General features: G+C 63.7%; 17 protein-coding genes and 2 pseudogenes. 11 read left to right on the top strand and 8 right to left on the bottom strand.

Annotated elements, in window-relative coordinates; translation table 11 throughout:
* The 8 genes and pseudogenes from Q4G24_RS15410 to Q4G24_RS15375 all read right to left on the bottom strand — a co-directional run.
* Positions 1 to 357, bottom strand: a 357-nt coding sequence (locus Q4G24_RS15410; protein ID WP_303367424.1) for a transposase, incomplete at its 3' end; no start/stop codon positions are given.
* A 100-nt stretch (positions 358 to 457) separates the two neighbouring features.
* Positions 458 to 640, bottom strand: a pseudogene (locus Q4G24_RS15405) (transposase); the annotation flags it as partial.
* Between the two features lie 153 nt (positions 641 to 793).
* Entirely contained in the window at positions 794 to 1,798 is a 1,005-nt protein-coding gene (locus tag Q4G24_RS15400) for a hypothetical protein (RefSeq protein ID WP_303367423.1), read from the bottom strand.
* The gene (locus tag Q4G24_RS15395; protein ID WP_303367422.1) at positions 1,795 to 2,190 is read right to left on the bottom strand and encodes a biopolymer transporter ExbD; all 396 of its coding nucleotides are present in this window, start codon (positions 2,188 to 2,190) and stop codon (positions 1,795 to 1,797) included. The genes Q4G24_RS15400 and Q4G24_RS15395 overlap by 4 nt, the downstream gene beginning before the upstream one ends.
* Positions 2,187 to 2,615 (bottom strand): biopolymer transporter ExbD, encoded by a 429-nt coding sequence (locus Q4G24_RS15390; protein ID WP_303367421.1) that lies wholly within the window; start codon positions 2,613 to 2,615, stop codon positions 2,187 to 2,189. The genes Q4G24_RS15395 and Q4G24_RS15390 overlap by 4 nt, the downstream gene beginning before the upstream one ends.
* 48 nt (positions 2,616 to 2,663) lie before the next feature.
* Complete coding sequence (locus Q4G24_RS15385) at positions 2,664 to 3,305, bottom strand: MotA/TolQ/ExbB proton channel family protein (RefSeq protein ID WP_303367420.1); 642 nt, start codon at positions 3,303 to 3,305, stop codon at positions 2,664 to 2,666.
* Between the two features lie 3 nt (positions 3,306 to 3,308).
* On the bottom strand, positions 3,309 to 3,749 hold the full coding sequence (locus Q4G24_RS15380) for a hypothetical protein (protein ID WP_303367419.1): 441 nt from the start codon (positions 3,747 to 3,749) through the stop codon (positions 3,309 to 3,311).
* 8 nt (positions 3,750 to 3,757) lie between these two features.
* Positions 3,758 to 4,240 carry a hypothetical protein gene (locus tag Q4G24_RS15375; RefSeq protein ID WP_303367418.1) on the bottom strand — a complete coding sequence of 161 codons (483 nt, stop codon included), beginning with the start codon at positions 4,238 to 4,240 and terminating at the stop codon, positions 3,758 to 3,760.
* A 46-nt stretch (positions 4,241 to 4,286) separates the two neighbouring features.
* Between Q4G24_RS15375 and Q4G24_RS15370 the strand changes: the two genes are divergently transcribed.
* From Q4G24_RS15370 to Q4G24_RS15320, 11 genes and pseudogenes are all read left to right on the top strand, one after another.
* Positions 4,287 to 4,688 (top strand): DUF1036 domain-containing protein, encoded by a 402-nt coding sequence (locus Q4G24_RS15370; RefSeq protein WP_303367417.1) that lies wholly within the window; start codon positions 4,287 to 4,289, stop codon positions 4,686 to 4,688.
* Between the two features lie 4 nt (positions 4,689 to 4,692).
* Positions 4,693 to 5,466 (top strand): hypothetical protein, encoded by a 774-nt coding sequence (locus Q4G24_RS15365; RefSeq protein ID WP_303367416.1) that lies wholly within the window; start codon positions 4,693 to 4,695, stop codon positions 5,464 to 5,466.
* Positions 5,466 to 7,604 (top strand): peptidoglycan DD-metalloendopeptidase family protein, encoded by a 2,139-nt coding sequence (locus Q4G24_RS15360; RefSeq protein WP_303367415.1) that lies wholly within the window; start codon positions 5,466 to 5,468, stop codon positions 7,602 to 7,604. Before Q4G24_RS15365 ends, Q4G24_RS15360 begins: the two co-directional genes overlap by 1 nt.
* A gap of 154 nt (positions 7,605 to 7,758) precedes the next feature.
* The gene (locus Q4G24_RS15355) at positions 7,759 to 13,092 is read left to right on the top strand and encodes a hypothetical protein (protein WP_303367414.1); all 5,334 of its coding nucleotides are present in this window, start codon (positions 7,759 to 7,761) and stop codon (positions 13,090 to 13,092) included.
* 102 nt (positions 13,093 to 13,194) lie between these two features.
* Positions 13,195 to 14,529, top strand: coding sequence for a type VI secretion system baseplate subunit TssK (gene tssK / locus Q4G24_RS15350; RefSeq protein WP_303367413.1), 1,335 nt, complete (start codon positions 13,195 to 13,197; stop codon positions 14,527 to 14,529).
* Positions 14,529 to 16,118, top strand: a complete 1,590-nt coding sequence (tssL, locus tag Q4G24_RS15345) for a type VI secretion system protein TssL, long form (RefSeq protein ID WP_303367412.1) — start codon at positions 14,529 to 14,531, stop codon at positions 16,116 to 16,118. Before tssK ends, tssL begins: the two co-directional genes overlap by 1 nt.
* Complete coding sequence (tssM, locus tag Q4G24_RS15340) at positions 16,115 to 19,735, top strand: type VI secretion system membrane subunit TssM (protein WP_303367411.1); 3,621 nt, start codon at positions 16,115 to 16,117, stop codon at positions 19,733 to 19,735. Before tssL ends, tssM begins: the two co-directional genes overlap by 4 nt.
* Entirely contained in the window at positions 19,714 to 20,415 is a 702-nt protein-coding gene (gene tagF, locus Q4G24_RS15335) for a type VI secretion system-associated protein TagF (protein ID WP_303367410.1), read from the top strand. The genes tssM and tagF overlap by 22 nt, the downstream gene beginning before the upstream one ends.
* Positions 20,412 to 21,152, top strand: a complete 741-nt coding sequence (locus Q4G24_RS15330) for a PP2C family serine/threonine-protein phosphatase (RefSeq protein ID WP_303367409.1) — start codon at positions 20,412 to 20,414, stop codon at positions 21,150 to 21,152. The genes tagF and Q4G24_RS15330 overlap by 4 nt, the downstream gene beginning before the upstream one ends.
* On the top strand, positions 21,149 to 23,017 hold the full coding sequence (locus tag Q4G24_RS15325; protein WP_303367408.1) for a serine/threonine-protein kinase: 1,869 nt from the start codon (positions 21,149 to 21,151) through the stop codon (positions 23,015 to 23,017). The genes Q4G24_RS15330 and Q4G24_RS15325 overlap by 4 nt, the downstream gene beginning before the upstream one ends.
* Positions 23,018 to 23,130: 113 nt before the next feature.
* Positions 23,131 to 23,923: pseudogene (locus Q4G24_RS15320) on the top strand (IS3 family transposase); the annotation flags it as partial.
* Positions 23,924 to 24,016: the final 93 nt, after the last annotated feature.

The following is a 24,016-nucleotide window of genomic DNA, read 5'->3' as shown; positions in this document are numbered from 1 at the left end:
GGCCGCCTGCCGGTCCGCCGACTTCACCGGCACGAAACGCATCGTCGGGCGTGTCACCGCTTCGCAAATCGCCTCGACATCAACGGCATCGGTTTTACCCCGCTTCACGTAGGGCTTGACATAAGAGGGCGGCATGACACGGACCTCATGGCCAAGGCATGCAAGCTCCCGCGCCCAGTAATGAGCCCCGGCGCAGGCTTCCATGCCCACAAGGCAAGGTCTCAACCGCGCAAAGAACACCAGAACTTGCGACCGCCGCAATTGACGACGGCAGACGACCGCACCTTCTGGGTCCACTCCATGAACTTGGAAGACATTCTTGGCCAGATCGAGGCCGATAGTGGTAGGTTGCTCCATGGATGGCTCCTCTCAGCTGCGTGCTTTCACAGACCCACCATGGCACAACGCGATGCCGTTGATGGGGCCATCCACACCATCAATGGTGTTCACGGGCTCACTCATCAAGCACCTTCAGACGCTTGGCTTCGGACACCGTCATCCCGGAATACTTCGTCTTCCAAGCATAAAAAGTGCCTTCCGACATGCCGTGCTTTCGGCACAGATCCGCACACCTCGCGCCAGTATCATGCTCCGACAAAATGCTGATGATCTGCTCCTCGCTGTATCTCGTTCGCTTCATGCTCCGTCCTCTGCTTGGGCCGGACTCTCGTTGCAGATGAAGGAAAAATCCCGTGGCAGGTCACCATATATTTCTTGCAATTTTTGAAAACTATACCACCATAAAGATTCCCCTATATCGAAAACACTTCCTAATCTTGCCCTTAATAAAAACTCATCGCACATAAACCGCTGCTACGCCGACCCGCAGTTGCCCTCCGACCTCCTGTGTAATTCCCGCAAAGAAATCCTCGGCGCTGGTGCCGTTCAGGCGGGGAATGGTTTGCAGGCGGTTCGGGGTGGCGAGGGCCATAATGATCTGATGCGTGTCGCGCACTTGGCCGTCACGGGCGATGGGGATGTCGAAGCGGCTGCCGGCGACCGAGCCGACCAGAAAGCGTCGCAGATCGTGGACCACGCCGTTGTCGTCGATCAACAGCAGTGTCGTGTGAAAGCCTGCGGTGCCGGTCAGCCTGCCGCCCAGGTTGCCGCCGCTCGCAATGTCCTGCGCGTCCAGTTGCAGGGCAATGCCGGGCAGTGGATAGCCCGGATCGCGGCGGGCAAAATCCAGTGCCGGGCATTGGCGGCGGTCCAGCAGTGTGGGCTGTTCGGTGATGTCGGCGGCAAGGCCCTGCGTCAGATCGTGCATCAGCAGCGAAATCCGGCGGTCATCGGCGGCCATGACGTTAAGCTGCACCTGATCTTCGCCCAAGCGCGACGGCAGTGCCAGCAGGCATGGCTCGGTCAGGCGCTGGCGGATACGATCGAGCAGGTCTGCGATCAGCGGGTCAGGCGGCGGCGCGTCCTCATCCAGCGCAGGAAGCGGAACATCCGGCTGTATGGCGGCTTGATCGGGCAAAACCGGCGTGCCGGCAACGGCCAGGCTGCCGACGGTCGTCGGTGTCAAAAGCAGATCGGTAACCGGCATCGGCGGATCGTCCGAGGGCGGGGCCGCCTGTTCCCCTTCGACCTCGCTCAGCGAGGTGAGGGGCTGCGTCATGCTGGTCTGATCGGTTGGCGCGGGGCCGACGAGATCCAGCCGCAACTCACCCAAAGGCGGGGGCGGGCTGGCGGAATGTCCCGGTTGCCAGATCAGCGCGGCCACGGCGGCCCCGTGCAGCGCAACCGACAGACCTGCCGCGATCAGCCAGCCCCGGCCCCATCCCGCGCCCTCGATCATTCGCCCGCCTGACCGCGCTGTGTGACAAGGCGGATCTGCCGTCCGGCCAGTTCTGGGCTGCGCAGCGCCTGCATCAACTCGCCTGCGGGCAGGTCGCGGTCGGTTGCCAGATGCACCGGCGCATCGCCCGGCGGCAGGGCAGCGCCCAGCAGTTCGGGCGCGATGGCCTGTCCTTCGATCCGCCATTCGCCGCCGCCGTGCAGCTCCAGCGTCAGGGGCGGCAGGGTGCCAGCGGGCAAGGCGACCGTCTCGGGCAGGATAATACCGGCAGGGACGGGGCGGTTTTGGCCCGACAGCAGAAAAAAGAACACCAGCAGCAGCACGATATTGATAATCGCCAGCGCAGCCTCGGCACGGGGGCGGGCCGGACGGGGTGGCAGGTTCAGGCTCATCCGGTGCTGCCTCCGTCGGCGATCTGAACGGCAGTGATGCCGCGCAATTGCAACGCCTCAAGGACCAAGATGACGTCGCGCACCGGCACATCGGGCCGCAGCACGATCAGCAGATGCGGCGTGCCCAGATCGGCCAGTGCATCGGCCAGCGCGGGCAGTTGATCCAGCGCGAAATGCTGCCCGCCCGAAACCAGCCCGGTGGTGCCAAGCGTCCAGATCGCTGTGCGGCGCGCATCCATTGCGGGTTCTGCGGGGGTGCTTCCCTCGGTCGCGGAATCGGCGCGACCCGACAGTTGGCCAGTGCGGAAATCCAGCATTGCAAAGGGCGTCAAGTTGGCCGTCAGCATGAAGAAGATCAGCAGCTGAAACAGCATGTCCGCCATCGCCGTCATCGGAAAGGCGCGCGGCATTGGCCGGGCGGGCAAGCCAAGCCCCTCCGGCGGTTCCGAAGTTTGCAGCGCCAGCGCCACGGCTTAGCGGGCCGCAGGCACGGCGACCTGTCCGTGAATGGCGGTCGAAACGGCGAGTTCCATCGACTGCCGCTCAAGCTCGATCCGACCTTCCAGCCAGGCGGCGACGAAATAGGCGACCAGCGCGATGGCCAGCCCGGTGGCGGTGGTGGCCAGCGCCGTCCAGATGCCCGAGGCCAGAAGGCGCGGATCGGCCATATCCTGGCTGAGCGCAAGGTTGCCAAAGGCGTCGATCATCCCGATCACGGTGCCCAGCAGACCCAGCATCGGCGCCATCTGCACCACGGCATCCAGCAGCCGCATCCACGACCCCATCTGGATCAGTTGCGTCAAGGCCACCTGCCGGGCCAGATCCTCGCAATAGCTGGGGTCGGCGGGGCGGGCGCGCAGGCCGGACATGGTGGCAGACAGCACACGGGGCAGAACCGCGTGGCTGGCGGTGGCCTTGCGCTGCGCTTCGTCCGGGCGGCCGTTCAGCCAGTCGTCGAGGATCGCCTGCGCCAGTTTATGCTGGCCGACGCCCATGCGCGCGAATTGCATGATCTTGAAGATTGCAATCGTCACCGTCAGCACGGACAGCAGCCCAAGCGCCACAAAAACGGCCAGGCTGATCGCTGGCAGGTCGGTCGGAAATGAGGACAGCATCGTTTACAGACCGAAATCAATGTCGCTGCGGCTTTGGGTTTCCAGCCCGGTCAGGCACTGGCCGCGCAGATCGGTGCCGTCTTGTGCCCGGCATTCGGCAACGTCATTCACGACGATCCGCCCGATGGCTGTGCAATCCGTGCCCGGCAGTTCGAACATGGCAACCTTGGTCTTGCCACCCAGAAGCGTGCCGAAATCCAGAATCGGCAGCGCCTGCACCATCCCGTTGCTGTCGAAAATGGCGACCTGCCATGCCGCGCGTTCCAGTGTCTGTTCCAGCCGGCTGGTCGTCACCATCGTCAGGCGGCAGCCCTGATTTTCGGTCGGGGTGGCGGCATTCAGCTCCAGCATCAGAACCGGACTGTTCGTATCCTGTGCGAAGGCAGGGGCAGGCGTGACCAAGGCCAGCGCCGCAGCGAGGCAAAGCCGGGGTGAAGAAAACATCGAAATCCTTACCGATAAACGCCGATCATGGGCAGATTGTAGAAATCAGGCTGCTGCGACAGGCCGGTCTGCTGCGGGACCGGATCGGGCGCGGCGGCATAGGGCAGCAGGCCAAGGCTGTTGTCGGCATTCCTGTTCATGCGCGGAAAGGCGGCCAGCAGTTCCGGCGCGGCGGGGTTGGCCGCAGGATTGGCAGCAGTCGGCTTGGCCGCAGCGGCTGCCGTTGGGACCGGCACATCCGGGATGTCGGGGGCTGGTTGCGTCTGCGGGGCCGGTTCGGCCAGCAGGGGCGCGACAGGCGGTGCGGGCTGCGTGTTCGGGGCGACCCGTTCGACAGCAGGCCGGATCAGCGCCGCCTCGGCCGGGATATTCGTCGGACGGTCGGCAAACTGTGCAAAAGCCAGCGCCGCTGCTGCGGTTGCCAGTGCCGTTGCGCCAAACAAAACGGTTTTCATCGCCATATCCACCTTGGTCAGTTCAAAATCTATCATTCATGGGCTAGATGCTCAATCGCCGGATATTGCGAATGTTAAGAATATGCGCCTGATCCTTGTTGCCCTGCTGGCCGGAGTGATGCCTGCCGCCGCGATGGCGGGGCTGCGGATGTGCAACCAGTCCTATGATGTGCTGAACGTCGCGCTGGCCGCCCCGCAGGACGATCAGTTCGTGACGCGCGGCTGGTGGCGGGTCGCGCCCAATCAATGCGCCAATCTGCTGCGCGATCCGTTGCAATCGCGGTATTATTACCTGTTCGCGACCGATGTTTTCGGTAATGAGGTTCTGTCCGGCGCGGTTCCGATGTGTGTTGCCACCCGGCGGTTCCAGATCGACCAGCAGCAGGATTGCCTGCTGCGCGGCTTTCTGGATGCCCGCTTTATCGAGGTTGACACACAGGATCAGCCGGAATGGACCGTATTTGTAACGCCCCGGCCACAGTGACAGAATGAGACGCCCGCTTCGATCATATCCCCTGCTTGTCCCGGCCTTTGGGCTTTGGGCGGGGCTGGCGCAGGCTGATGGCGGGCTGGTCATCTCGGCCATTCCGCTTGAGGAATTGTCCACTCAAAGCACCGTCATTGCGCCCGTTTCGGCGGCTCCGGGGACGTCGGGCCTTGCGCTGATGGCGGCCGCGCCGCGCGCTGATCTGCCCCGGCCTTCGGTCATTCTGGGTGATCTGGCCGTGCTGATGACGATGGCGGAACGTGGCCCGCTTGGTGTGCCCTTTCCGCAGCGCGAGGCGATCCGGGCGCGCGATGCGGGTATGTTCGACCGGTTGCTGATGCAGGGCGCCTTTGACCCTGACCCGCCCCGCGTTGGCGCGGCTATTCAGACCGAACTGGCGCGGATGAACTGCTATTCCGGCGGCATTGACGGCGATTGGGGGCGCGGCTCTGTAACGGCGTTGACGCGATATGTCGATGCGGGCGGCGCGGCGCAGGCAGGCAGCGCGCCTGATCTGGCCCTGTTTCGCGCGGTGGCGCGTGGCAGCGATGTGACCTGCCCGGAACAGCGCGTCGTCGCCCCTGTCGCGCCTGCTGTCTCGCGCAGTGGCGGGACGACCAGCCGTAACCCGGCGGCCTCGACGCGCCAGACCGAGGCCGCCAGACGGACAGCCCCGGCCGCAGCCTCCACAACCGCACCCGAACAAGCGCCTGCTCAGCAAGGCAGCAGCAGGGGCATCGGACGCGGGCTGATGGGGGCCGGGGTGTTCCGCTGATGACGCCGCCGCCGGTCGATCCGCGTTTCCGGCAGATGGGCCGCGGTGCGCGGCGCAGGCGTGTGCGGGCGCAGGGGTTGCGGTGGGGGGCGGGTGTCATCGCGCTTGGCGTCGTGGTGGCGCTGGGCTGGCGCTATGTCCTGCCCGACATCGGCTGGCTGCGCGGTGGCGATCTGGATCAGACGCTGGTTCAGGTCGAATCGCAATTCGACATTGCCCCGGTGGTGCGTGCCGATACCTTCACCGACATTCCCGGCGATCCGCTGATTATTCCGCCCCCGACCGAGCAAGAGGCGCGGCGCGATGTCTCGCAGCTGCCGGTGCCGACCGGGCTTGCGGGCGACCCGCGCCTGATCGGGCGGCGCGGGATGCTGACCCGGCTGGACAGCCGCCTTGTGCCCGCCGACCGTCAACTGGTCGCCAGCCTGCCCTCGACCCGCGAGGAATTCGCGCTGTTTCAGGCAGAGCGAGGCCGCTCGGGCCTGTTTGCCGCCCATGCCGCCAGTCTCGATCTGCCCGAGGCGCTGGCCGATCAGCGCATGACCAGCAGTGTCAGCTTTCTGCGTGATGCCGGGCTGCGCAACCCCCTGTGGCGCGACATGATCCTTGAGGCTGCGCTGGATATTTCGACCGAGGATCTGCTGGTCAGCAACGGGATCGAGCATGCGCAGGCCGCACGTCTGGCGGCACGGCTGAACGAGGCGTCGGGGCATGACGGCAACCTGCGCGCCGGATCGGTCCTGGCGCTGCGGTATCGCCAGATCGGTGCGGCGAAAGACATCGTGCAGATGACGCTTTACGGGCCGGATGGCTGGATGGCCTCGGTCGCGCTGTCGGCGGCGGGGCAGATGGTTCCGGCGGCGGATGCCTGGGTCGATCAGCCCTTGCTGGCACAGTTGCAGGGGCGCGAGGGCGCGGGCGGTCAGCGCCTGCTGGACCTGATCTATTCCACCGCGTTGCGCAACGATCTGTCTGCGGAAATCGCTGGCGATGTGATTGCGATGATGGCGCGGGTGCATGATCTGGACCGGATGGCCGATGATGAGGACCGGCTGACGCTGATCTTTGCCGAAACCGCACCGGGCGCCCCCCCGGCGATCCTGTTTGCCGGGATCAGCGGGCCGGATGGCGACCGGCTGTGCTATGTCGTGCCCGCCCCGGAAGGGGCCGAGTGCTTTACCCCCTCGCAGACGGCCAGCGTTCCGCCAGCGATGGTGCCGCCGGTTGCCGGGGTGCTGTCGCTGCGCTTTGTGCCGCCAGCACCGGATGGGGCCGATGATCCTGCGCGCGGGCGTATCGTATGGACGGCCCCTGCGGGTGTGCCGGTGCTGGCCGTGGCCGATGGGCAGTTGCGCCCCGGCACGGATGGCACCAGCGCCGAGATCACCCACCCCAACGGCATGGTGTCGCGCTATGCCGGGCTGGGGGCGCTGTCTGACAGCGCCGCGCAGGGCGGCACGATCCGTGCGGGCACCGCCATCGGCACGGTGGGCGCGCAGGGTCGTCTGGTGTTTCAGCTTATCAGCGATGGCGCGGCCATCGACCCGATGCCGCTGCTTAGTGGCGTGGGCGAGGTGCGCGGCTCGGACGCGGCAGAACTGCTGGTGGCGCGGATCATCACCGTGGAAAGCGCCGGAAACCCGCGCGCCCGCAACCCGCTGTCCACCGCGACCGGGCTGGGCCAGTTCATCGAATCGACATGGCTGCGGATGATGCGCAGCTATCGCCCCGATCTGACCGCCAGCCTTGACCGGGCCGCGCTGCTGAACCTGCGCTTTGACCCCGATCTGTCACGGCAGATGGTCCGGCATCTGGCGCAGGAAAACGAATCCTTCCTGCGCGCACGCGGCCATCAGATCACACCGGGGCGGCTGTATCTGGCGCATTTCCTTGGGCCTGCCGGGGCGGATCAGGCCCTGCGCGCCAGCCCGCAGGCGTCGGTCTTGCAGGTCATGGGTCCGGCGGTGGTGAACGCCAACCCGTTCCTGCGCAACTATTCCATCGCCGATCTGCACAACTGGGCTGACCGCAAGATGCAGACTCGTGTGGCCTCGACGGGGCAACTCGCCGTGCCAGAAACGGTTATTCCCACCGCTATACGCGAATACATTGCCGCAGTGGATCATCTGCGGTTGTAATTTCGGGGTAACATGCTGCGAGAATGCCGAAGAAAATCTGGAATCATTGTTCAGAACAATTTGAATGGCTGTTCGCCCGTGCAAAAGCGGCTTATTGAAGGGTCGTCGCACCCTGCGTCTGGTTCTGTCTGTCTGTGATTGTATGCGTATTCCGATGACCCCTGATTTCCGTTTCATCATTCGCCGTCCCTCTTGTGCTTATCTGTTGCTGACCACGGCGCTGATCGGCGCTGCCTCGCTGGCCTTGGCCCCGACGCCTGCCTGGTCGCAAATGTATCTGGACAATGTGGACAAGACGAATGGTGTCGTAGACCCCGGTAGCGGCGACTGGTCGGCGTCGGATGAGATCTGGTCCGATGCGAATGGTCAGAATCACGCCGCACTTCCCCAAGGCGGCACTGGCATCCTGCAAGCGGCGGATACCACCCCGGTCACGCTGACGGTTGTCGGCACTGTCCGACCCGGTGTGTTGCAGGTCACGGCGGGCGATTTCACCCTGACCGGCGATCAGATCGGAACCAGCAGCGATATATGGGAACTGAATGCCGGTGCCGATCTGGTGCTTGAGGTTGGGGCAACCCTTGGCGGAACACTGACCGTTGCAGGCGATGGCACCGTGCATTTCACCGGGGCACAGGCGGATATGCAGGGGGTGACCGTCGCATCCGGTGCCACCTTGCGCAGCGATGGCACCACCGCCGGAGCTTTGCAGATCGAAGGCCGTGCCCAGCTGGATGGTCAGCACGAGGGCGCGGTTATGGTTGCATCCGGTGGCGTGCTGACGGGCAGCGGTGCGATCGGGCAGACGCTGGATAACCAGGGTGACGCGCGGATCAGCGGCTCGGTCGGGCAGATCGAGAATCAGGGCACCTTGATCACTACGGGCAACCTGACCACCGAAAAGTTGAATATTAACGGCGGCACCGTCAGGGTTGCGGCGGGTCATACGCTGACGGCAACCGACCCGTTCGGCACAGTGAACAGCGCGGCACTGAATGTCATGGGGAATTTGGTCAGCGATCTGGAAAATGCGGCGGGTGGCGCGGTCACGCTGACGGCGGGCAGCCAGATCGACGGCGCGGTTCAGAATGACGGCACGCTGTCAGGAAGCGGCAGCATCAACGGTGACCTGACCAATACCGGCACGGTGGATGTGACGGCAGGCAATACGCTGACCGCCAATGCCACCACCAACAGCGGCGCGCTGAATGTTGCTGGCACATTAACCAGCGATCTGGAAAATGCGGCGGGCGGCACCGTCACGCTGACGGCGGGCAGTCAGATCAACGGCGCGGTTCAGAACGACGGCACACTGTCAGGAAGCGGCACCATCAGCGGCGGCCTGACCAATACCGACACGGTGGATGTCGCTTCGGGTGCTTCTTTGAATGTCGAGGTCGGCACATTCACCAACAGAGGTCGTGTTTCCGTTGCAGGTGATCTGGTGGTGACCGATGGGCTGACCAATAACAGCGGCGGTCGTCTGGCGCTGGATGGCGGCACGGTTACGGGTGCCGTCAATAGCCGCGCAGGCAGTCGGATCGAGATTGCATCCGACAGTCGCATCGCCGGTAATCTGACCAATGCCGGAAGGCTGGATGTGACCGGCACGGCGGACGCGCGGTTGGATGTGACCGGGCATACTCTGACGCATTCCGGCAATATTACCAGTTCGGGTGGTGGACGGCTGACCCTGGCGGCGGATCAACTGATCCTTCAGGGAAGCGCCGTGGATACCGCTACGGTCGGGTTAGAGGGCGCGATCACCAACCGGGCGCAATTGAACGTCTCGGGCGATCTGGTGCTGACGGGTGATCTGGTCAACGAAGCGGGCGGTGTGACCAATGTTACGGCCCTGCTGGACGCAGATGGTTTTAATGTAACGAACCATGGTCGGCTTGAGGTCGCGTCTGGCGGCGAGATGCAAGACATTGCTACGCTGACGAATACAAACATTCTGACAATCAGCGATGGCGCAAAGGTATCAGCGGACAGCATCGCAAACAATGGCGGCACCCTGACCCTTGCCGGAGACCTGACCGGCAAGCTGACGAATGAGGCAACCGTAAATCTGACTGGCGGCACCCTGACCGGCGACCTGACGAACGCGGCAGGCGGCACGGTAACGCTGACGGCGGGCAGCCGGATTGACGGGGCGGTTCAGAACGATGGCACGCTGACCGGCACTGCGACCATCACCGGCGACCTGACAAACAGTGGCACGGCCACGCTGGCAGGCTCGACCGGGGCGATTGAGAACAGCGGCACTTTGACGACCGGTGGTGATCTGACCGCGACGACTGTGACGAACGACGGCACGGTGAATATCACGGCGGGTAATACGCTGACGGCGGACAGCACGACGAACCGCAATGCGCTGAATGTCGCGGGAACTTTGGACAGCGACCTGACGAACGCGGCAGGCGGCACGGTAACGCTGACGGCGGGCAGCCGGATTGACGGGGCGGTTCAGAACGATGGCACGCTGACCGGCACTGCGACCATCACCGGCGACCTGACAAACAGTGGCACGGCCACGCTGGCAGGCTCGACCGGGGCGATTGAGAACAGCGGCACTTTGACGACCGGTGGTGATCTGACCGCGACGACTGTGACGAACGACGGCACGGTGAATATCACGGCGGGTAATACGCTGACGGCGGACAGCACGACGAACCGCAATGCGCTGAATGTCGCGGGAACTTTGGACAGCGACCTGACGAACGCGGCAGGCGGCACGGTAACGCTGACGGCGGGCGGGCAGATGAACGGCTCGGTTTCAAATGACGGCGGCTTGCTGGCGCTGCAAGGCGGCGGGATTGCTGGCAATGTGCTGAACCGGCGGGCAGGCTCGGTCGAGATCAGCGGGGACACCGCCATCACCGGGAACATGAACAACCGTGGCAGTCTGGACATGACCAGCACAACGCAGGATGTGCGGCTGTCGGTCACGGGTGGGACGTTTACGAACAGCGGCACGATTACCGAAAGCGGCGGGCGCAATCTGACCATTTCGGCTGATTCGATTGTGTTGCAGAGCAGTTCGGACGTCACCGACATCAACCTGCTGGGCGATATCCTGAACGAAGGGCGTCTGACCTATACCCGCGACAGCAGCCTTGGCGGCAATCTGACCAATACCGCAGACGGGACGGTGAACATATCAGCCTCGCTGGATGCGGGGGGCAACGACATCACCAACTTGGGGGCGATGAACATCACCTCGGGGGCGCTTGCCGGAGTGGGCGCACTGGAAAACGGCGGTGTGCTGACCGTTGATGATGGCAGCGCGGTTCAGGCCGCTTCCGCCACGAACCTGAGCGGTGGCGAGATGGTTCTTTCCGGCGGTCTGACGGCCTCTGTTCTGGATAATCAGGCGGGGGCGACTGTCCTGCTGAATGGCCAGATGACCGGCAATCTGAGCAACGCCGGATCGTTGAGCGGCGGGGGAACCGTTACCGGCGATCTGACCAACAGCGGGCAGATGGCGTGGTCGGGTGACATTGGCGGCGACCTGACCAGCAGCGGCACCGCGGATCTGGCGGGAACCATTGCTGGCGGGTTGCGCAACCAAGGCAATCTGACCACCACCGATGATCTGACCGTTACGGGCGGCATCGTGAATACGGGCAATACGGCAACCATGTCCATCGCCGATGCGACGGTGCTAAGCGCCTCGGGCGGGGTGCTGAACGAAGCTGGCGCGACTCTGACCAATGCCGGGCGCATCAGGGGCAATCTGGACAGCTATGGCAGCTATGAACAGGTTGGCGTGCTGGAGGGTTCGTTGGTTGCGCGCGGGAATACGGCCTTGGGCGGACAGGTGACGGGCGATGTCTCGCTGGTCGCCGGCACGCTGGATGCGGCGGATGGCCTGAACATTGGTGGCACCTTGTCGCTGGCGCAGGATTTTACCGTGGTATCGGGGCAAAGCCTGCAAGCCGGTGCCACCACGATTGCCAATACCGCTGCGCTGACCCTTGCCGGGGTGCTGAACAGCGATACGCAGAATGATGGCCGGATCGTGGTGCGGGGCAGTTCGGGTCAGATCAGTGGCGAACTGGTCAATAACGGCACAGTGTCCATGTCGGGCGATGGTGATGTCAGTGGCGTAATGACGGTGGCAGCGCTGTCAGGCACGGGTAATTACCAGCTTGACGTAAATCTGGCACAAATGGAATCGGATCAGATTGTCGTCAGCGGCGGCGCTGCCCAAGGACATATGATGCTGATCCTGAATGGGGTGGATGCCAGCCGCCCTCTGTCTGACAGCCGTGTTACGCTGGTTCAGGTGGATGACGCCTTTTCTGCTGAAAACACCTTTACCTATGACTATTCCAGCGACTTTTCCAGCTCGGAACGCATTGTCTATTCACTGGATCAAGCCGCGGCCGGGGGCAGCCTGGATCTGGTCAGCCAGACCAATCCGGCCATTGGCGCGATTTTCGGCAATGTGGCGCTGACGCAGTCGTTGATCGGATCCGTGGTGAATCGCCCGACCAGTCCCTTTGTGACCGGGCTTGCGGTGCAGGATGACGAAAATCCCTGTGGGACGGGTATCTGGGGGCGGACAACAGGCGGTCATGCGACGGCAACGGGTGCGACCGACAACGGTGTCAGCAAGGTGGATAGCAGGATCAATGCCAATTACTATGGTTTGCAATTTGGTGGTGATGTTGCCTGTTTCGATGGTCGGCACGGTGGCTGGAACACGGCATTTGGGGTGCTTGGCGGGGTCAACACGGGCCGGACCTCTCAGCCGGTTTACACGATCGACGGGCGTATTTCGCAACAGGTGACAGATCAGATCAGCAGCATAAACCGTGCCGATTTCACACAGGCCTATGGTGGCGTCTATATGACCGGAACCCGTGGGAACTGGATGGTTGACCTGCAATATCGCTATGAAAATACCCGCTTTAGCATGACGAATACGGCGATTGGCGGCGGCGAGGGGCTGGGCCTTCGGGATGCAAAGTTCAATAACAAGGCCCATACACTCAGTGGGGCCGTCAGCTATGGCTTTGCCTTTGGCGAAGACAGCAGTTGGGCGCTGATCCCCACGGCGGGTTTTGCATGGTCGCAACTGTCTACAGACAGGATCAGTTTTTCCGATGGCTATCAATTGTCCTTCGAGGACAGCAACCGCAAGATTGGCTTTGCTGGTGCGACCCTGGCCAAGACCTTTGCTCACCCACAGGACGAATCGGCGCTCGGCACTTATCTGACTGCGACCTATTATAAGGACTTTGCTGACCCGACCGTCTCGGTCTTTTCGCATCAGAGCGATACCAGTTTCGAACCACAGCGGTTGGTGTCGGACAATCTGGGTGCCTATGGCGAGATCAGCATCGGGGCGACATGGGTCAAGGTTCTGGGCAGTGGAGCGCGGGCGCGGCAGTTCAGTGCCAGTTCGCGGATCGACGCTCGGTTCGGTGACGGGCTGGACAGTGTTGGTGTAACCGGGCAGGTCCGCTGGCAATTCTAAGCGATTAGGCCGGACTTGAAGGTCTTGTCGCTTGTTGCGATGTTGCGCTTGGGGCGGGTTTTGGCCCGAACTGGAATTTGACGTTAGAAGGGGCGATGCTGCATGTCGTGGTTCAGCAAGGTTGCGTGGAAAGAGGGGCTGTTCATGCAGCCCCAGCATTTGCAGCAGGCTGACCGCTATCACGAATATCTGGTCCATGCCCGGACGCGGCTGATTACGCCCTATCCGTGGGGCGTGGCCGAACTGTCGATCGACCGCGACCGGGCGCAGCAGGGGATGTTGGCGCTGCGGGCCGTTTCGGGGATCATGCCCGACGGCACCCCCTTCAATGCGCCCGATACCGGGCCATTGCCGGTGCCCGCCCCGGTGCCGGATGATGCGGCGGGCCAGTTCCTGTGGCTGACGCTGCCCGATGTGTCGCCCAATATGCGCGACGTCTCGCCCTATGAGGAAGAGGGTGCGACCACCCGCTGGGGCATCGTGGCGCAGACGGTCAGCGACACCGCCTCGTCCCTGCGCAGTGAACAGATGCTGGAACTGGCCGTGCCGCGGCTGGAACTGGCGATCCGCAAGACGCCGCGCCCCGGCTATCAGAACCTGCGGCTGGCCCGTATCGCCGAGGTGCGCGACGGTGTGGTGTCGCTGGATGAAACCATGCCGCCGCCCGCGCTGGTCATCGGCGCGCATCCGCAGATCCTTGGCTATCTGACCCGCGTGATCGGCTGGATCGAGGCGCGGCTGGAAAGCCTTGCCCGCTATGCCACCGATCCGTCGGCGGGCGGGGGCTTGCAGGCGTCGGATTACCTGATGCTGATGGCGCTGAACCGCAATATTGGCGTGTTGCGCCATATGTCCCGCACCTTTGCCCTGCACCCCGAGGCGCTGTATGGCGCACTGATCGGGCTGGCGGGCGAGCTGACGACCTTTGACGGCAGCAACCGCCACGCGCCCGATTATCCACCCTATGACCACGACGACCCCAAAGCCTCGTTCAACGAGATCGTGGCCGATATTCAGCGGCTGTTGTCGCGCGATGTGGGCCGGGCGATCCGCCTGCCGCTGAAAGAGGTGCGGCAGAACTCTTATCTGGCCGAGGTGCCCGACCGCAATCTGTTCCGCGAGGCGACCTTCATCATCGAGGTTGAAAGCGCCAAGCCGCTGACGCAGGTGCAAAGCCAGTTCCCCGAATTGTGCAAGGTCGGCCCGAACACCCGCATGGCGCAGATCGTGAACAACAACCTGCCCGGCGTCGGCCTGCACCATCTGCCGAACCCGCCACGTCAGATCAGGGTTCTGTCCTCGAACGTCTATTTCCGGCTGGAAAAGAACACTCCGCTGTGGGCCGAGTTTTCGACCGCGCCCGCCATCGGGATGCATTTCGCCGGTGACTGGCCGGGGCTGAAGCTGGATCTGTGGGCCGTGCCAGAGAGGGGCTGATGTCCGACGACGACGATAAAACCGTCTTTGGCGGCCCCACACCGCGCCCCTTGTCGGGGCGTCCCGTTCCCCCACAGAGACAGGGCCGCGATCCTTGGGCGGGCAGCGGTGCGCCTGCCTCGCCGGGGTCTGGCTCGCCATTTGATAACCTGACGGATGACGGGCAGACATGGCTGGGGCGTCCGCCACCTGCCTCTGCCCCGATACCGGGCGCATGGCCGCCCGCGCAGCCGATACCCGATGCGCGACAGATCGGGCGGGCGGATCACGGTGACCGTGGCTTTTTCCCCGATATTGGCGCACAGCCTGCCCCGTCAGCGCCGATTATGCCGCGCATTCCGCTGCAACAGGCGTTGCAAGTGCGGGATCTGGGGCGGGCGGCCTCGTCCAACCCCTTGCTGGCGGCGGCGGCCAGCCTGTTGATCCTGCTGGGGCGTTTGCGCACCGGCATGGTCGAGATGCAGGCCGCGCCACTGATGGATCATGTCACGCGCGAGATCGACAGGTTCGAGCGCACGGCACTGGCCGCCGGGGTCAACCAGCATCAGGTTCTGGTGGCGAAATACGCGCTGTCCGGCACCGCCGATGACATCGTGCAGAACCTGCCCGGCAGTGACCGGGGCAACTGGCAGCAATATTCCATGGTCGCGCGGTTCTTTCACAAGCGCGATTCCGGCGTCGGCTTCTTTCAAGAGGCCGAAAAGGCCATGCAGGCCCCGGCGCAGAACCATGACCTGCTGGAACTGATGCTGGTCTGCCTGTCCTTGGGCTTCGAGGGGCAGTTTCGCACCATGCCCAACGGCGCAGCGGAACTGTCGCGTATCCGCAGCGCCATCTATGAGACGCTGCGCCGCATCCATCCCCGGCCCGACGAGGATATATCGGTGATGTGGACGCCCGTGGTGCAGGACCGGGGGCGGCGTTTCGCCGCCATTCCGCTGCCTGCGCTGCTGGGGGTTGCGGCGGCGGCGCTGTTGGCGGTGTTCGCTGTCTTTGCCACATTGATTAACCGCGATGGTGCCATCGCCGCCGAGGCGATGCGCGATCTGCACCGCAATGTGCCGGTAATCCAGATCGACCGGACGCCCGGCGCAGCCTATGTCGCCGCGATCCCGCAGCTTGATCGTGTGCGTAGCGCCTTTGCCAGTGAAATCGCCGCCGGTCAGGTGGTCGGGGTCGAGGCCAAGGGCAATTACATCGCCATCCGGGTCGGCAATCTGCAACTGTTCGATTCCGGCGCGGCTGTGGTCAAACCCGAATTCGCCGATCTGGCCGCCCGCATCGCCGAGGTGCTGGACAACGAGGGCGGCCCGATCCTGATCGAAGGCCATACCGATAATGTCCCGCTTAGCGGGCGGGGGCGGTTCAAGGACAACTATCAGCTTTCCGCTGCCCGCGCCGAAAGTGTCGCCGGAGTTCTGGCCCCGCTGTTGTCCGATCCGGCGCGTGTGCGGGTCGAGGGCCGGGGTGAGGATGATCCGGTCGCCGACAACGCGACGGACGAAGGGCGCTCGGCCAACCGCCGGGTGGAAATTCTGCTGGCGCGCGAGGGGTCCTACGCGCCCGCATCGACGGAGAATACGCAGTGAGGCTGTTCGGCATATCCCTTCGCGGCCCGCGCTGGCGCGATCACCGCTGGCTGCGGTGGAGCGTGACGATCCTTGGCCTGCTGCTGCTGTGCCTTGTCATCTGGTTCGGTGGCCCGATGATTGGCTGGCCGCCCTTGACCACCGTGTTCTGGCGGCTGGTCATCATCGGCGGCATTCTGGCTGTCTTCACGCTCATCGTGTTGATCCGCTGGCGCCGCCGCGTTCGTGCCGCGCGCCAGATCGAGGATGCGCTGATCCCCGCCCGCCCCGAAGGCGACGGGGCCGCGCTGGCCGAAAAGATGCAGGAGGCGCTGGCGGTTCTAAAGAAATCGCGCGGGGCCTCGACCCTGTATGATCTGCCTTGGTATATTATTATCGGCCCGCCCGGCGCGGGCAAGACGACCGCGCTGGCCAATTCCGGCCTTGATTTCCCGCTGGCGCAGGATCAGGCGATTTCCGGCTTTGGCGGCACGCGGAACATGGACTTCTGGTTCGCCGAGGATGCCGTGCTGATCGACACGGCAGGCCGCTATACCACGCAGGACAGCGATGCGGTGGCCGACAAGGCAAGCTGGGACGCCTTTCTTGCACTGCTGAAACGCAGCCGCCCGAACCGGCCGATCAACGGCGTGATCCTGTCCTTTTCGGTCGAGGATATGCTGAATGGCGATGAGGCCAGCCTTGCCCGCCATGCCGAAACCGTGCGCGCGCGTCTGGCGGAACTGCATGAACAGCTCAAGATCGACTTTCCGGTCTATGTCATGTTCACCAAGGCCGATCTGATCGCTGGCTTCCGTGAATATTTCGCCAGCTTCAGCCTGAACCGGCGCAAACTGGTCTGGGGTGTTACTTTCCAGACCAAAGATCGCAAGGCCATCACGCATGAGGCCGTTCCGGCAGAGTTCGACCGGCTGGTCTCGCGCCTGTCGGACGAGATCATTGACCGTTTGTCCGAGGAACCCGACGGCGTGTCGCGCATCGCCATCTTTGGCCTGCCGGGGCAGATGGGCCTTTTGCGCGACAATGTGGGCGATTTTCTGCGCCGCGTGTTCGAGCCGACGCGATACAAGACCAACGCCATCTTGCGCGGGTTTTATTTCACTTCGGGCACACAGGAAGGCACGCCGGTCGATCAGGTTCTGGGCGCGATGGCGCAGCCGGGCAGCGGGTTCCATTCCGGTTTCATGTCCGGGCGCGGGAAAAGCTTTTTCATCCATGATCTGCTGCGCGGGGTGATCTTTCCCGAACAGGGTTGGGTCTCGCATGACCAAAAGGCGGTGCGCCGGGCCTTTGCGCTGCGCACGGCTGCGGTAACGACGATTGCACTGGCGACGGTGGGGGGCATTGGCGCGGCCGGTTACAGCTATTGGAAGAACCTGCAACTGGTCCGCACCGCCGAGGCGCATATCGCCGCCTATTCCCGCAACGCGCAGGATGAATTGTCGCGCGAGGTGATCGACGACACCGATCTGCGCCCCATCGTGCCGCTGCTGAACGATCTGGCCGGGATGCCTGCGGGTTACGGTGACAGCCAGACACCTTCGGTCTGGGAGGGCTTGGGCCTTGGCCAGCGTGACCGGCTGAACCGGGTGGCGACTGATGCCTATGCCGATGCGCTGGAACTGATGCTGCGCCCGCGGCTGATCCTCGATCTGGAACAGCGGATGCCGCAGATCATCGCCTCGGGCGAGATGACGCAGATCTATCGCGCGCTGAAGGTCTATCTGCTGCTGGGGCGGCAGGGTAATTCCACCGATGACGCGGCGATCCTGACCTGGTTCGACCAAAGCTGGCGGCAGGAATATCCGGGCCTGACCGGGCTGGACATGGCCCAGCAATTGCGCGCGCATCTGGCCGCGATGCTGGCGCTGGGCGACACCCGCGCGCTGTTGGTCGATCTGGATGCGACGACGGTGGACCGCGCGCGGGCGGCGATTGCGCAACTGCCGCTGGACGAACAGGCCTATGCGATCATTCAGGACGGCGCGGCGGCAGCCGGCTTGCCGGACTGGAACGCGCAAGAGATCGCGGGCGGCAATGCGGCGGCGCAGGTTCTGGCAACGCAGGACGGCACTGCGCTGGCCGATCAGATCGTGCCGGGGCTTTACACCTACGAGGGCTTTTGGGGCTATTTCTACGATCAGCTTGCCGTCGTCGGCGACGAATTGCGCCGCGATCAGTGGGTCTTGGGCGATCTGGCCAGCTCGGTCGAGATCGAGGGGCGGCTGGCACGTCTGGACCGCGACCTGATGGACCGTTACCGGCGTGACTTCATCGCCGCCTGGAACCGGGTGCTGGACAACCTGACACTGACCTCGATGGTGGCCGACAAGCCGCAATATGCGGCGCTTGGCACGGCGGCATCGGCGACCAGTTCGCCCCTGCTGGAACTGGTCAAGGGCGTGGCCGACCAGACCCGGCTGAGCCGCGAATATGAACAGCTTGCCGGGATGACCGACGAACCGGCGACAGATGGCAGTGTCGCGGGCGGCGTGGCGGGGGCGGTGGGGCAGCAGCTTGCCTCGCGCATTCAGTCGCGGTCCTCGGGGGTGCAGCGCATCCTGATAGACGCGGCGCAGCAGAATGTGCCTGCACCGATGCGGGCTGGCGGCGGCGGGGCAAGCAGCGATGGCGCAAACAGCATCACCGCCCCCATCGACGCGATTTCCCGCGCCTTTGAGGGATGGCAGGTGCTGGTCGAGGGGGATCCAGGCCGTCGCCCCATCGACACCCTGCTGGGAAATCTGGGTGCGGTCTGGGAAAATCTGCGGCTGGCCGAGCATAACCCGGATCAATCCGCCGCCGCGCTGCCGACGCTGCTGAACACGCTGACGCAGTATAATTCGCAACTGCCCGACCCGCTGGCCCGCATGGTCACAAAGGCCGAGGGTGATTTTCGTTCCGGCGCGACCGAGGCATCCATCGAGGTGATGAACCGCGCGCTGACCGACCGGATCACCTTTTTCTGCCGCGATACGATTGCGGCTTCTTACCCCTTTGCCTCGTCCTCACGCAGCCTGTCCATCGACAATTTCTCGCGCTTTTTCGGACCGGGTGGCGAGATGGACCGCTATTTCACCGAGTTTCTGGAACCCTATGTCGAACGCACCACATCCGGTCTGATCTGGCGCGCCGACAAGGAAATCACCGCCCGCATGTCCAACGCCACGCTGGCGCAGTTCGAGCGGGCCGAACGCATCCGCCGCGCCTTTTTCGCAGGCGGCGGCACCCAGCCCTCGGTCGAGATCACGATTGCCCAGGTCGATGCCCACCCCTCGGTCGAAAGCGCGGTTCTGGCGATCAATGATGCGGTGGTGCAAACGGCGACGGGATCATTGTCGCGCACGGTTCTGTGGCCGGGGGCTGGGCGGTCCACCATCCTGCAACTGTCGCCGCCGCTGGAACGGGAATCGGTGCTGCGTTTTGAGGGCAGTTCCTGGACCTTCATGCAGTTCATCAACGCCGCCAGCTACAAGGAACAGCGCGGCGATGTGCTGCGCGCGACCTTTGTTCTGGGCGGGCGCAACATCACCTTCGACTTTACCATCAACGCGATCACCAACCCGTTCACCATGCCCGAGATCAGGGATTTCCAATGTCCGCAGAGCATCAACTGACGCCCGGTGCAGCGGGGATACTGGGCAAGCATCCGGGTTTCGGTGATTTCATCGCGGCGGGCCTGCCCGGTGTGGTAACGCGCGATCTGGGTGATTGGGCGCAGACGGTGTTGGGCCAATGGCGTGATGCGATGGCCGATGGCTGGCAGGCGCGCTTTGATGCCTGCCCGGTGCTGCGGTTCTGGATCGGCCCGGCGGTTCTGGGGGGCGGGGCGGCGCTGCGCGGGGTCTGGCTGCCTTCGCGCGACCGGGCGGGCAGGCGCTTTCCGCTGCTGGTGGTGCAGGCAGGCGGGGCTTCTCCGATCAGTGAACCGACGCAGGATTTCTACGAGGTGGCGCTTTTGGCCGCGACCTCTTTGCAGCAGGCCGAACGGTTCGAGCCGCGCGATGTCGTCGAGCGGCTGCATCAGGCGCTGCCGGCGCCATCGACAGGCACGCCCGATTGGCCGGTGTTCTGGGCGATGAATGCGGCCCGCGATGCGCCAGAACTGCTGGCCGAACTGGCTGCTGCCGACCATGCCCATGCAATGACGGTTCGCAGTTACTGGTGGTTTCAGCCCGCTGACCGCCCCGGCGCGGGCGTTCTGGCATGTCAGGGGATGCCGGGACCGCAGGAACTGGGCTGGCTGATCGCAGGCGGCACGCCGATGACCAACCCCGAGGCAAAGGACGAAACATGACCGGCTCTGCCGCTAGCCTGACCTTTTCGACCGGGGCTGTTACGCATACCGGCTGTGTTCGCACACATAACGAAGACAGCATCGCCGCCGTCCCCGATCTGGGGCTGTGGGTCGTCGCGGACGGGATGGGTGGCCATGACGCAGGTGATATTGCAAGCCGCCTGATCGTCGAGGAACTGTCCTCGATCGGTGTTCCGGTCAGTGCGCAGGATCAGCGCGCCCGCGCGCTGGAGCGGCTGGATCGGGCGCATCGCCGCATTCAGGACCACGCCGCCGCTGGCGGGTTGCCGGTGATGGGGGCGACATTGGCCACCTTGCTGATTTATGGTCGTGAACTGACCTGTATTTGGGCAGGGGATAGCCGGATCTATCTGTGGAGGAGCGGCAACCTGACGCCGCTGACCCGCGATCACAGCCGTGTTGCGCAATTGATTGCAAGCGGCGATCTGACCGAGGAACAGGCTCGGAGCCGACCTGACCGGAATGTCATCACGCGGGCCGTTGGCGCAGGCATTGAACTGGAACCGGAAACCACAGGCGGCACGGTCATGCCGCAAGACCGGCTGCTGCTCTGCTCGGACGGGTTGACGGAACATTTGTCGGATGACGAACTGGCCACGATTCTGGCCGGGCCAGTGCCGCCGCAGCAGATTGCCGATCACCTGTTGCAAGAGACACTGAAACGCGGCGCAAAGGATAATGTCAGTATTATCGTGGTGGATTGCAGCCTGCCATGAGCGATCAGGACAGCCCGGACGACCGGACGCGGCTTGTGCCTTCGTCCAGGCCGCCTTCCGATGCAACGGTTATCGCCGCCACGCAGCCCGCCGCGTCAGGTCCGGTTCCGCGAGACACGCTGATTAACAACAACTACCGGATCATCGAGCAGATCAGCGCTGGCGGTATGGGCGAGGTGTATCGGGCGGAAAACCTGTTCACCGGCGATCCGGTCGCGGTCAAGGTCATCCTGCCGGGGCTGGCAAGCGATGAGGTCGTTCTGGACATGTTCCAGCGCGAGGCACGCGTGCTGGTGCAACTGCGTGACGATGCCATCGTGCGTTACCATAACTTTGTTATGGATCATGGGCTTGGCCGCTATTGCCTGATTATGGAATTCGTCGAAGGCCCGCATTTAGGCAGCAAAGTCAAATCAGAAGGACCGCTGACGGACGATGCCGCGCTGGCACTGCTGCGCCGTCTGGCCGCGGGGCTGGCGCGGGCACATGCCCGAGGCGTTACCCACCGCGACCTGTCGCCCGACAATGTGATCCTGCGCGACGATCATATTTCCGAAGCGGTGCTGATCGACTTTGGCATCGCCCGCTCGACCGAATTTGGCGACGGGCTTCAGGGTCGTTTCGCGGGCAAGTTCAAATATATTGCCCCCGAGCAGTTGGGCCATTGGGATGGTGAAATCGGCCCATGGACCGATGTTTACGGGCTTGGGCTGCTGATCGCGATGGTGGTGCGGGGCAAGCCGCTGAACATGGGGGAAAGCGTCATCTCGGCCTCGGCGGCGCGGCAGGCGATCCCGGATCTGTCGGGGATCTCGCATCGAATCTTTCCGCTGTTGCAATATATGCTGGAACCTGATCCGGCGCATCGCGTGCCGGATATGCCTGCCGTGCTGCGGTTGCTGGACGATCCGATGTCCATGCCTGCGCAATATCGTCTGCCATTGTGGCCGGGCGATAAGGGCGGAGAGGACGATACGACAGACCACACCGGAACCGGATCGCTGTTAACGGGGAAACCGATCACTGCCAGCCTGCTGCCCGGTGACATCACCGCCTCGGAAAGCCCCTTTGCCGGGATCACGCAGCTGACCGTGCCGCAAGAGATCCCGGCGCGAACACAGTCGAAGTTGCCTTTGCTGACTGCCGGTGCCGCCGTTTTGTCGCTGCTCGCCGGTGTCGGCATTTGGCTGATGCGCGAGGTGCCGGAACCTGCACCCGAACAGCCTCAGACAGTGGTCGCTGAAATGGTCCCCCGTGATCTGACCACGCGCGAAGGCTTTCTGGCCAGCCAGCCGCTGTCGTCCTGCACCTTTGCCCGCCGCGCAGAGCAGGGGCCGAATGCGGGCATGATCGAGGTGCTGTCCTCGCAGCCAGCAGATACCGGGGCGCTGGAGGCCGCCTATGCACAGCAATTTGGCGCAGTTCCGGCGTTCATTGCCCAACAGATCAGCCCGGCCCAATGCGCCATTGCCGATTTCCTGCGCGAGATTTCCGGCCGCCCCGCCCCCGCTCCTGCGCTGACAGCCGAGATTACGGCAACCGGGCACGGCTTTCAGATCGCAGGTCAGGTTCAGCGGCAAAACCAGAGCCTGTGGCTGTTCATTGCCACTCCGGATGGCGAGGTGTACGACCTGACCGATCAAGTCCAGCCGCAAGGCCGCTTTGCAATCAATATTCAGGCCGCGGATAACGAAGCCCCCTATCTGCTGGTCGCACTTGGAACCGCCGCCCCGCTGCTGACCGTAACCGCAGCCCCCGCCGGAATCGAAGCCACCACGCTGCTGCCCAAGGTGCTGGATGAGATGAACCGAAACGCCGAAAACCCTACGGCGGATGTGATTGTGTTTGGGTCGGGTGAGGGGTAGCGGGCTGTTTCTATGCTCTAACATACCGCTGAAATAGTTCTGTCTCGCCAGTAATTTGAGAACATATTTTCCCCTGCACAGGGCAACGTCGGGGGTGAAGATACGCGGGGCAGCGGCCACCATCACCCCGACAGCGACGCGACATGGTGATCTTGGCCCATATCCGCAATCAGCACCGCCTGAGCTTGGGCAGCTACGGCAGACCGCGCATGACCGAGGAACTGAACGAGTGGGGCCTGCGCGTCGGGCAGCGCCGCGTTGGCCGTCTGATGCGCCAGAACGGCATCAAGGTGCTCCGCAGCCGCAAGCTCAAGCGCACGACCGACAGCGATCATGCTTTCAATATTGCGCTGAACCTGCTGCAGCAGGACTTTTCGGCGAGTGGGCCAAACCAGAAGTGGGCCGGAGACATCACCGTCGCCATTGTCGCTCGGACCAATGGCGCGACAATGGCAACTCTGGACGCGCGAGGGCTGGGTCTATCTGGCGGTCATCATCGACCTGTTCTCAAGGCGCGTTGTGGGTTGGGCGATCAGCAACCGGATGAAGCAGGACCTGGCGATCCGGGCGCTGAACATGGCAATTGCCCTGCGCAAACCGCCGCCAGGATGCATTCACCATATGGATCGTGGATCGCAATACTGCGCCCATGATTACCAGAAGCTTCTGCGCCGACATGGGTTCAGCGTATCGATGAGCGGCAAGGGCAATTGCTATGACAACTCCGCCGTCGAAAGCTTCTTCAAATCTCTAAAGGCCGAACTGGTCTGGCGTCGCGACTGGCACACCCGGCGAGAGGTCGAGATCGCCCTTTTCGAATACATCAACGGCTTCTACAACCCGCAACGCAAACACTCAGCCTTGGGCTGGAAATCACCCGTGGCCTTCGAACAAAGGGCCGCCTAACATGAGCACCTGACCGGAACAGAACCGGGACAGGTCCACTGGGTGCCGACGGTCTTCACCAAGAACCGCGACCGGCTGCTGAGCACCGACATG

This window comes from Paracoccus sp. (in: a-proteobacteria) (genome assembly GCF_030538695.1).
Taxonomy (GTDB): Bacteria; Pseudomonadota; Alphaproteobacteria; order Rhodobacterales; family Rhodobacteraceae; genus Paracoccus.
This window is presented reverse-complemented; position numbering and strand designations above follow the sequence as displayed.